The organism is Methanosaeta sp. UBA458 (assembly GCF_002496085.1).
Taxonomy (GTDB): Archaea; Halobacteriota; Methanosarcinia; order Methanotrichales; family Methanotrichaceae; genus Methanothrix; species Methanothrix soehngenii.
On record NZ_DAIK01000113.1, the window covers coordinates 1 to 8,917 of the forward strand.

General features: G+C 54.3%; 11 protein-coding genes. 5 read left to right on the forward strand and 6 right to left on the reverse strand.

Features of this window, described 5'->3' with window-relative positions; translation table 11 throughout:
* The first annotated feature begins 482 nt into the window (after window positions 1-482).
* The 3 genes from BP822_RS08335 to BP822_RS08345 all read left to right on the forward strand — a co-directional run bounded on the left by BP822_RS08335 (window position 483) and on the right by BP822_RS08345 (window position 1,848).
* Window positions 483-755, forward strand: a complete 273-nt coding sequence (locus tag BP822_RS08335; RefSeq protein WP_157863686.1) for a hypothetical protein — start codon at window positions 483-485, stop codon at window positions 753-755.
* Window positions 752-1,117: a toxin-antitoxin system TumE family protein gene (locus BP822_RS08340; protein WP_013719045.1), complete on the forward strand. Its 366-nt coding sequence runs from the start codon at window positions 752-754 to the stop codon at window positions 1,115-1,117. The genes BP822_RS08335 and BP822_RS08340 overlap by 4 nt, the downstream gene beginning before the upstream one ends.
* A 410-nt stretch (window positions 1,118-1,527) precedes the next feature.
* Window positions 1,528-1,848 carry a nucleotidyltransferase domain-containing protein gene (locus BP822_RS08345; RefSeq protein WP_013719044.1) on the forward strand — a complete coding sequence of 107 codons (321 nt, stop codon included), beginning with the start codon at window positions 1,528-1,530 and terminating at the stop codon, window positions 1,846-1,848.
* 154 nt (window positions 1,849-2,002) lie between these two features.
* Here BP822_RS08345 and BP822_RS08350 read toward each other — a convergent pair whose 3' ends face one another.
* From BP822_RS08350 to trpD, 5 genes are read right to left on the reverse strand one after another with little or no spacing between them, the layout of a single operon-like run.
* Window positions 2,003-2,734, reverse strand: coding sequence for an indole-3-glycerol-phosphate synthase (locus BP822_RS08350; protein WP_286878112.1), 732 nt, complete (start codon window positions 2,732-2,734; stop codon window positions 2,003-2,005).
* Window positions 2,722-3,303: an anthranilate synthase component II gene (locus BP822_RS08355; RefSeq protein WP_013719042.1), complete on the reverse strand. Its 582-nt coding sequence runs from the start codon at window positions 3,301-3,303 to the stop codon at window positions 2,722-2,724. The genes BP822_RS08350 and BP822_RS08355 overlap by 13 nt, the downstream gene beginning before the upstream one ends.
* Window positions 3,300-4,754, reverse strand: a complete 1,455-nt coding sequence (trpE, locus tag BP822_RS08360) for an anthranilate synthase component I (protein ID WP_013719041.1) — start codon at window positions 4,752-4,754, stop codon at window positions 3,300-3,302. The genes BP822_RS08355 and trpE overlap by 4 nt, the downstream gene beginning before the upstream one ends.
* Window positions 4,736-5,377: a phosphoribosylanthranilate isomerase gene (locus tag BP822_RS08365; protein ID WP_273271573.1), complete on the reverse strand. Its 642-nt coding sequence runs from the start codon at window positions 5,375-5,377 to the stop codon at window positions 4,736-4,738. Before BP822_RS08365 ends, trpE begins: the two co-directional genes overlap by 19 nt.
* Window positions 5,374-6,399 carry an anthranilate phosphoribosyltransferase gene (gene trpD, locus BP822_RS08370; protein WP_013719039.1) on the reverse strand — a complete coding sequence of 342 codons (1,026 nt, stop codon included), beginning with the start codon at window positions 6,397-6,399 and terminating at the stop codon, window positions 5,374-5,376. Before trpD ends, BP822_RS08365 begins: the two co-directional genes overlap by 4 nt.
* Before the next feature lie 392 nt (window positions 6,400-6,791).
* Between trpD and modA the strand changes: the two genes are divergently transcribed.
* Both modA and BP822_RS08380 read left to right on the forward strand, forming a co-directional pair.
* Complete coding sequence (gene modA, locus BP822_RS08375; protein ID WP_286878113.1) at window positions 6,792-7,673, forward strand: molybdate ABC transporter substrate-binding protein; 882 nt, start codon at window positions 6,792-6,794, stop codon at window positions 7,671-7,673.
* A 120-nt stretch (window positions 7,674-7,793) separates the two neighbouring features.
* Window positions 7,794-8,540: a Rossmann-like domain-containing protein gene (locus BP822_RS08380; protein WP_276619719.1), complete on the forward strand. Its 747-nt coding sequence runs from the start codon at window positions 7,794-7,796 to the stop codon at window positions 8,538-8,540.
* A 75-nt stretch (window positions 8,541-8,615) separates the two neighbouring features.
* On the opposite strand, the gene BP822_RS08385 is transcribed toward BP822_RS08380, so the two are convergent.
* The coding region (locus tag BP822_RS08385) for a hypothetical protein (RefSeq protein WP_273467143.1) at window positions 8,616-8,917 on the reverse strand (302 nt) is incomplete at its 5' end.

The window sequence follows — 8,917 nt, forward strand, 5'->3', positions numbered from 1 at the left end:
GCTATAGAGTTGCATCTGGAAGGGCTGAATGAGGATAGGATACCGATTCCGAAGCCAACGATCTCTGCAAGATATGTAGAGGTCGTGGTATGAAGGGCAGCGTTGCGCCCTGCGCTTGCCAAACAGCTCTTTCATAACCATTCCGGTCTCCGGGGACCTCAATATAGGTCTCCTCAAATCGGCAATAATAGACTTTAGGACGCGCTCTATGAGTCCACAGCTTAACCGCCCTCGCCTGGCCGGCCGCGACCATAAGCCGCGCCCCCAAACATAGCGCAGGAGGTCAGCAGGACAACTCGCGGCGTGCACTTAAAAAAAGCCTGCATGGATTATGTTAGCCTAATCCAGATTCATAAAATAGACTCAGAAATGTATAACCTTAATTAATTTATAAATCAGTAATTGATCAAAACAACAATGTCTTTCCATTGATCTCATTCTTTCATAAGTCTTATATGTCTCCTGAGCAATCTATTATTATAATGAGCGCAAAAGCAGTTGATGATGCACAACTCATCATTAAGAGATCCCTGGAAAGAGAAATAAGCCTCCTTGATATGAAGATGAGGCTAGCCGAGAATGAAATTCGAGAGTTCGAAGAGCGATATGGGATGGACTCTCATAAATTCTTGTCTAAATTCGAAAGCGGAGAGTTGGGCGATTCTCAAGACTTCTTTGAGTGGTGGGGTCTATTGAGGGGCAGGGATGCAGTTGCACATGAGATACAAAAGGCAAAAGCGGTGCTCTCCCTTTGATCTCTGACTATTTTAGAATAGTTGATTTCAGATTAATAGATGCAGAAATAATTGCTGATAAAAAGGTCAGTTACAGCGAATTCAGTCCTGATCAAGGCATGCTGCGTGGAAGGTTGCTCTTTATCGACGGATCAACTCTGGAGTTCATGGAGTATCTTCACAGAGACCAGAGGCTAAAATATAGATTTCACTTAATAGATAAGAATGGGCAGATGGTATTTCGATATGATAATGCCCCACATCACGAGAACTCCACCTTTCCCCATCACAAGCATATTGCCAATGATATTTTGGAATCCGAAGAGAAAGGAATTTTGGATATACTCAGGGAAATAGAACATCTCATATGTAAGAGTGTTTGAGTGTATGCTCCCTGCCTAAAGCACCTAATCATGGATTATAGAGGACATAAGGCCGTATGGATGCCAGAATGAGAATATCGACTAGGATTAATTACACCCTAAACGGCTTGCCTCCGATTGTATCCAAGCCACCCCGGCGTTGAGGGGCCCAGAGCACTAGCGCGGGAGGCCCGCAGGCTGACTCGCGGCGTCCCATAAGAAAATTTGCAGCCGCTTTCCATGCAAGCACAGGCCAGGCACGCCGGCCAGCCCCTTCAAGTCGATTCGTTAGATGTCAAATTTTAGTTCTTGGTTTGAGGAGCAGGTCCATCAAGCGAGCGGAGAAAGAGACCGAGCAGGAGGATAGACTGAAGAGGCCGCAGTCTGAGTCTTAAATACAATGAAAACATAACTTTTCTGGAGAGATGTCCATGGATTCCAGCAAGCAAAATGCCATTGATGAGTTCATAAAGAGGGCAGTTCAGTCTTACGGAGACCAAATCCAGAGCATCACCCTCTTTGGCTCTGTTGCCAGGGGCACAGATCGGCCCGACTCGGATATCGATCTTCTGGTAGTAGTGGACAGAGAGGACTTCCGGCTGCGCAGAGAGCTGATCGGCCTGACCTTCGATATTCTGCTGGAAACAGGAGAAGATATATCCGTAAAGGTTCTCTCTCAGGATGATTTTGAAGCCAAAAAGTCTTTTTCATTTTTAAGCAACGTCCTATCTGAGGGTATCAAGATTGCCTGACGATGAGATAGCGCATCTGCTCTCGGAATCGGAGACGAGGCTTGATGCCGCCCCCGCCACCTCTTTGAAGAGGGCTTCTATGACGATGCTGTAAGAAGCAATTAGCAATCAGGAAATAGAAAAATCGTGAAATAATGAGATGTTTTCGGCGTTTTCAAAGCCTGTTTAGCTCCCCCAGCCTCTCCGGCCCCGCCATCAGCTCCGTTCCCACCAGCAGGGCATCCGCTCCAGCCCGCACCATCCGCACCGCATCCTCCGGGCTGTGCACCCCGCTCTCCGCCACCAGGAATACCCCCGCATCTCTTGCCCGCGGCGCCAGCCGCTCGAAGGTCTCAAGGTCAACCTCCAGGGTCTTAAGATTGCGATTGTTTATGCCGATGATCCTGGCCTCTGTCGACAGGGCCCTCTCCATCTCTTTCTCCGAATGGACCTCTACCAATGGCTCCATTCCAAGATCCCTGGCCGCGGCCACGAACCGATCTAAATCGATATCCAGGGCGGCGATGAGCAGCACCAGATCCGCCTGGACCTCCGAGAGTTGCACCTCACTGAATATGAAGTCCTTTCTCAGTACCGGCAGGCCCGCCCGGCGAGCAGTTCGCACATTCTCGATACTGCCTTTGAAGTGAGTGGGCTCGGTGAGAACGGATATGGCGCAGGCACCGTACTGCGCGTAAGCCCGAGCGTAGGCTGCCACCTCCTCCTGAGCGAGGTTCCTGCCAAGTGCCTTGGGCTTGATCTCGGCGATGATTGGTATCAGGCCATTTCTTTTAGCCTCCGCGGCAGAGGCAACCAGATCTCTCCTCTCCTCCGCCGGCCATAACTCCGTCGCCGCCGGCCCCCGCGCCCGCGAGGCCTCCAGGATGCCGTCTATCAGGGAGTGCATTCTTCCACCTCCTCCACCCAGTTTCGGATGATCCTCTTTCCCGAGGGGGTAAGCACCGATTCCGGATGGAACTGCAGGCCGCAGTGAGGACGATTCCTGTGGCGGATGGCCATAACCACCCCTTCAGCGCTCCGGGCACAGGCCTCCACCTCCGGGCTGAGCTTCTCGATGGCCAGGGAGTGGTAGCGACCGCCCTGCAGGGGATTTTCCACCCCCCGGAATATCCCCCGGCCATCATGCTCGATCTGGGAGGTCTTCCCGTGAAGAGGCCTGGTGTGAGAGATGGTCCCCCCATAAGCCAGGTTCATGGCCTGGTGGCCCAGACACACCCCCAGGATGGGCGTTTTTGGATGGCCGAGGATTATCTCCAGGCAGCTGCCTATATCCCTGGCCTTGGCCGGATGGCCCGGCCCAGGCGAGATCACGATCCCCCTGGGGTTCAACCTCTCCACCTCCGCCATAGAGATCTCATTGGAGCGGACGATGGTGTTATCATAAAAGACGGAGACATAATCCACCAGGTTCCAGACGAACGAGTCATGATTGTCCACGAAGAGAATCGGCCTCATGCCGCCACTCCCAGGGCCCTTTTCATGGCCGCCATCTTCCTTTCCGTCTCCTGGTACTCTTTCTCCGGATCCGAGTCCGCCACTATCCCCGCTCCCGCCTGCACCGTGGCCACGCCGTCCTTGACCAGAACGCTTCTTATGGCTATGGCGAAGTCTGAGCTCCCGTCTATGGAGAAGTAGCCTATGCCTCCCCCATAAATTCCTCGGGGAGCCCTCTCCAGGTCATCGATGATCTCCATCGCCCGCAGCTTGGGAGCACCGGATAGGGTGCCCGCAGGAAATACCGACCGCGCGGCATCAAATTGGTCGCACTCCTCCCTCAGTTCGCCAATCACCGTGGTCTCTATGTGCTGGACATGAGAGTACTGCAGAACGGACATGAAATCCTCTACCTGGACCGTCCCCGACCGGCAGACGGAACGCACGTCGTTCCTGCCCAGGTCCACCAGCATCACGTGCTCCGCCCTCTCCTTCTCATCATTGAGCATAATCCGAGCATACCGGTCGTCCTCAGACCTGGTCCTCCCCCGGGGACAGGTCCCGGCGATGGGATTGACCTTCAACATGCGGTTGTAGGTATTGAAGAGGGTCTCAGGCGACGCTCCCACAATGGCCAGATCACCGAACTCGAAGAGATAGGTGTAAGGGCTGGGATTGATGCTCCTCAGCTTCAAATAGAGCTTGACCGGGTCCGGGCATTCAATCCTAGTCGATCGGGCCAAGACGACCTGAAATATGTCCCCGTCGATGATATGCTCCTTGGCCCGGGATACGGCATCCTTATACTCCTCAGGCGCCCCGGCCGAGAGCACCCTGCCTGATATGTTCGGATCCTCTTCCGGATTATAGTCGGGATCTAATCCGCCGATGGTCTCAATCAGATTGACCTTGGGGCCGGGCAGAATGGGGGCGATGGAGAAGTAGACCTTGCGGTCCAGGTGATCGAAGATGAAGGTGCTCTCCGCCAGGCCGAACTGGGCATCAGGGGTCTGGGAGGTCGAGCCTTTCCCCAGCCTCTCTTTCACCAGGTCGTAAGCCAGAAAGCCTATTCCTCCTCCAGTGAACACCTGCCTGGAGAAGCTGTTGGGCGCTCCACGGCGGGAGGGTATGGCCGCCCTCAGCACATCGAAGAGATCATAGCCATCCTTTATCGAGCCCTGGAGAACTGAGCCCTTTCTTTCCACATCCACGCAAACCGAGAGCCTCTCCGTCATCGGCCCCATTCCGCCGCTGAAAAACTCCATTTCAAGGAAGCGGTTCTTGATCGAGATCATGGCCGATGGATCGGCTCCCACAAAAGAGAACCTGGCCTTCTGCCCGGACTTTTCCACCGACTCCAGGAGATAGGGGTACCTGCGATCGCGCAGAGCCATATACAGGGACAGGGGAGCGTCCACGCTGACCTTATTGCTCACATCTATGAATACCGGAGCTACTGGGTCGCTGGGCATCTTCTCACCTTCTCTACAAATGCTCTGACCTTGAAGGGGTCCTTTCTGCCCGCTGTCTCTGTGCCGCTGGAGACATCCACCGCATAGGGCCTCACCCGCTCTATGGCCAAGAGGACATTATCCGGATCAAGTCCCCCCGCCAGGATCACCGGCACCTGGAGCGATCTCGTGATCCCGGCGCTCTTGTCCCAGTCGTGCACCCTTCCCGTACCGCCCAGCCTTCCTTCGACCATGCTGTCCAGGAGTATTGCATCCGCCACCCTCTCATATCTCTCTGCCTGCTGGCCGCCGTCATCTGCGGCCACAGCAACCACCAGCTTGGAGCCAGTCCTGCTCTTTAGATCAGCTACATCTGAAGGCGGCAGCGACGAATGCAGCTGGAGAACATCTGCCCGCGTTATATCGGCCAGTCGCAGCGCATCATCTAAATCACAGGGATGGATCACCGCCACGCTCTTGGTGTAAACCGGCACCTTATGGATCAGATCCGCTGCTTCTTCCGCCGAAATGCAGTGCCTGGAGTCTTTGATCTCCACCACAAATCCCACGGCATCCGCTCCTGCTTGAAGGGCAAGGGCTAGATCGTCACCGCTCATAATTCCGCAGATCTTGACCCTGGTCATAAGAAGCGCTCCAGCTTCTCAGGCTCTCCACTTGCCTTAACCATTCTCTGAAGGGTCTTTAAGGCCTCTCCGGAATCGATGGCATCCTCGGCCATGCTCGCTCCCTTCTTCATAGTGGAGACGAGGCCGGATACATAGACAGCCGCCCCGGAGTTGATGACGATGATATCCCGGGCTGCTGAGGTCTCTCCTTTCAATACTTCGACTAACCTCTTGGCATTCTCATCGGGCATACCGCCGGCGATATCAGCGCTCTCGGCCTGGGGGTAGCCCAAATCCTCAGGACGGAGGGTGTAGCTTTTTACCGATCCGTCCTTGAGCTCAGAGACGCGGGTCTCTCCTGTGTTGGTGATCTCGTCCATGCCCTCGCCGTTGACCACCATTGCCCTCTTCGCCCCCAGGATTTGCAGCACACAGGCCAGCTTCTCGCACAGGCTCGGATCGTAGACTCCCATCACCTGCGCCTTCGCCCCGGCGGGATTGGTGAGGGGTCCCAGGATATTGAAGACGGTTCGAATTCCTAAATCCCTTCTCACCGGGCCCACGCGCTTCATGGCGGGGTGGAATGCCGGCGCCAGCATGAATCCTATTCCCACCTCCTGAATCAGAGACTGGACCTCAGCCGGATCGGAGCTAATCCGCACCCCCAGCGCGTCCAGGACGTTGGCGCTGCCGCACTTTGAGCTGATGGCATAGTTGCCGTGCTTGGCCACGGGCACACCGCAGGCGGCGGTGACGATGGCGGCTGCGGTGCTCACATTGATGGTGTTGGAGCCGTCTCCTCCTGTGCCGCAGGTATCGACCAGCGTGCCGCTGACAGAGGGCTCTATGCGGATGGCGGACTCTCGCATCTTCCTGGCAAATCCCGCGATCTCGGATACTGATTCGCCCTTTCTTCGCAATGCTACCAGAACTGCTCCGATCATGGCATCGGATGCCTTATTGAATATCTCGTCCATCAGGGCCTCAGACTCCTCCAGGGATAGGTCCTGACCTTCCATGATCTTTTGAAGATAGCTCAAATGAATCACCAGATCGATTGATGTACAACTTTGTACTTTACTGAGTAAAAACGTACATTATATTTATAGATTATGCATTGCTGGCATTATGGGTTCATGGTCCGGAGGTTCTGCCCTTGGATCTCAACCATTTTCTCGTCCTTGTCCTGTCATCCAGTGAGTATCAGGCTCTTCGCTGAATTATGCGGTTGAGGTCCGACAGAGGTTATAGCCTCTGTTCCTCTGCGTCTCTGTGTTGGGTCAGAGCATAGCGGTTCGCCATAGAGGCGAAAAGATGCAGAGAATTTCCGATTCAAAATTCACCCACCAAATCCGGAGATCAGCGATCTCTGCCGCAAAGGGGATAATCCAGTAGTCCGCATTCCGGATCTCAAATGAAAGCGGGTGGATCTATGAATGAGAGAATGACTTCAATGATATTGGTGGCGATGTTATTGGCTGGGACGATACTGTCCGTGACCATGGCTATGGAAGCATCGGATCTCGGCTCTCAGACCGCTCCAAACGAGGAGCTGGTAATCTTTTGCGGTGCAGGATTTACCGGAGCTATGAGCGAGATCGCCGAGCTCTATGAGAATAGCAGCAATTCTCAGGTACGATTCAACTTCGATGGCCTTCCTGCCCTCCGGGTTCAGATCGAGGAGGGTGCCTATGCCGATCTTTTGATATCGCCGGATCAGAGGTACATGGATCCATTGGTCGATGCAGGCTTTATTGGGGAGGACACAGTCGAGGCTTTTGCCAGCAATAAGGTGGCAGTGGTCTTACCGGTGGACAATCCTGCCAATATCACCACCATCCGGAACCTGGCCACTCCCGGGACGAAGATCGTGATGGGAATAGAAGAGCTTCCCATAGGGGACTATGCCCTGCAGGTCCTTGACCTTATGGCAAAAGATCCCGAATACGGCCCTGCCTTCAAAGAGGCGGTCCTCGCCAATGTGGTATCTTTAGAGACCAGGGTCACGGGCATAGTCTCCAAGGTCGCCATGGGGGAGGCGGATGCCGGCTTCGCCTTCATGTCCGATGTCACCCCTCAGATGAGAGGAAAGATCAGAAAGATTTCCATTCCGGAGGGTTACAATATACGGGGAAACTGCAGCGCTGCTGTGCTCTCGCAATCTGATAATTCTGAGGCTGCAGAGGCATTCATCGATCTATTGATATCAAATGATGCTCAGGCCATATTAGACGAATATGGATTCATTTCCCTGGAGGGCTGGGAAGAGAACGCAGCCTTGCCGGCCGGGGACCGGGCCGCGGCCATCGATTAATGCCGAGAGGATCCAAATCGCATGACCTGATGGGGCGTTGAGGCTCAAAGATATTATGAGGCTATAAAGCACGGGGATACCATCAGCTTTAAGAGGGGAATTACTATGACCGGCGGAGAATTGTTAGAGGAGACAAAGAGGCGTTTCATTCAGCTGCTCAAGTTCCAGGGCGATGGGGTATATCGCCGGGAGCTGCAAAGCGAGGTGGTCATCAGCCGGCCGCTCAGCGTGGCGGAGGCCATCGGGGATCCGGGAAGGGACGATTTTCCCATAATCAGGGGACGAGAGGTTCTCATGCAGGCCACATTTAAGGGAGTTGCCGGGCAGGCGTTCACTGCTGCTAGTGGGGATTTCCAGGGAACTTTAGGAGATGTTCTGGCCCTGCCCCTGGATGAGAACTTCGAGCGGGCGGTCTTTATTGCCACCATGAATGCTGCTCTCAGATATCTGGGCAAGATCGAGAAGACAGTTCACTGCCGGGATGATGGCCCGAAGAGGTGCTCCTCTTTGGCAGTGGACTGGCTGAGAGATCAGGAATGGGAGATGGTGGGGCTGGTGGGCCTGCAGCCCGCTATTCTGGAGGCTTTGGTCAAGGCCTTCGGCAGAGAAAGGGTGATGGTCTCGGACCTGGCTGAGGCGGGCAGCGAGCGCTGTGGGGTCAGGGTGCTGGACGGCCTGAACTCCGAGGAGATTTTCGAGCAGTGCCAGCTCATTTTGATCACCGGGTCGACCATAGTGAACGGCACCATCGACGACCTCCTGGACCGGGCAGCTGAGCATGATAGGAGGGTGGTGCTCTTCGGAGTGACCATAGCAGGAGCGGCATATCTCATGGGGCTGGAGAGCTGGTGTGCCTGTTCAACCTGAATGCTTAAGGCAAGAGAAATATGCTAAAAATATATAATCGTATGTGGGCCGGTGTGAATAGGTCGGATATCGGGCCTACCACCTGCCGGTCTCGATTACATTGAGCTTATCTAAGAGTTGAGCTACCGCCTCCGGGCTGAGATTGTTCTTCCGGCTTATCTTCAGAACGCGCATCAGCTCGGTATTCTGATCGGTTCCCGTTAGCTGGGCGGCATATATCTCCGCTGCATCCAAGCTCTTTTCTAATACCACCCTCTTAGCCTCCTTGAGAACATCTCCGGTTATGCAGCTCTTGGCAGCACCGATCTCCTCAATCGCCTTTCCCATATCCTCCAATTCCTTTGAGCTCAGCATATCCTTCACCTCACATATTACTA

Bases quoted from the DNA above. Each gene is read 5' to 3' on its own strand.
- BP822_RS08335 (WP_157863686.1), top strand. From the start codon at position 483: ATGAGCGCAAAAGCAGTTGATGATGCACAACTCATCATTAAGAGATCC.
- BP822_RS08345 (WP_013719044.1), top strand. From the start codon at position 1,528: ATGGATTCCAGCAAGCAAAATGCCATTGATGAGTTCATAAAGAGGGCA.
- BP822_RS08350 (WP_286878112.1), bottom strand. From the start codon at position 2,734: ATGCACTCCCTGATAGACGGCATCCTGGAGGCCTCGCGGGCGCGGGGG.
- BP822_RS08355 (WP_013719042.1), bottom strand. From the start codon at position 3,303: ATGAGGCCGATTCTCTTCGTGGACAATCATGACTCGTTCGTCTGGAAC.
- trpE (WP_013719041.1), bottom strand. From the start codon at position 4,754: ATGCCCAGCGACCCAGTAGCTCCGGTATTCATAGATGTGAGCAATAAG.
- BP822_RS08365 (WP_273271573.1), bottom strand. From the start codon at position 5,377: ATGACCAGGGTCAAGATCTGCGGAATTATGAGCGGTGACGATCTAGCC.
- modA (WP_286878113.1), top strand. From the start codon at position 6,792: ATGAATGAGAGAATGACTTCAATGATATTGGTGGCGATGTTATTGGCT.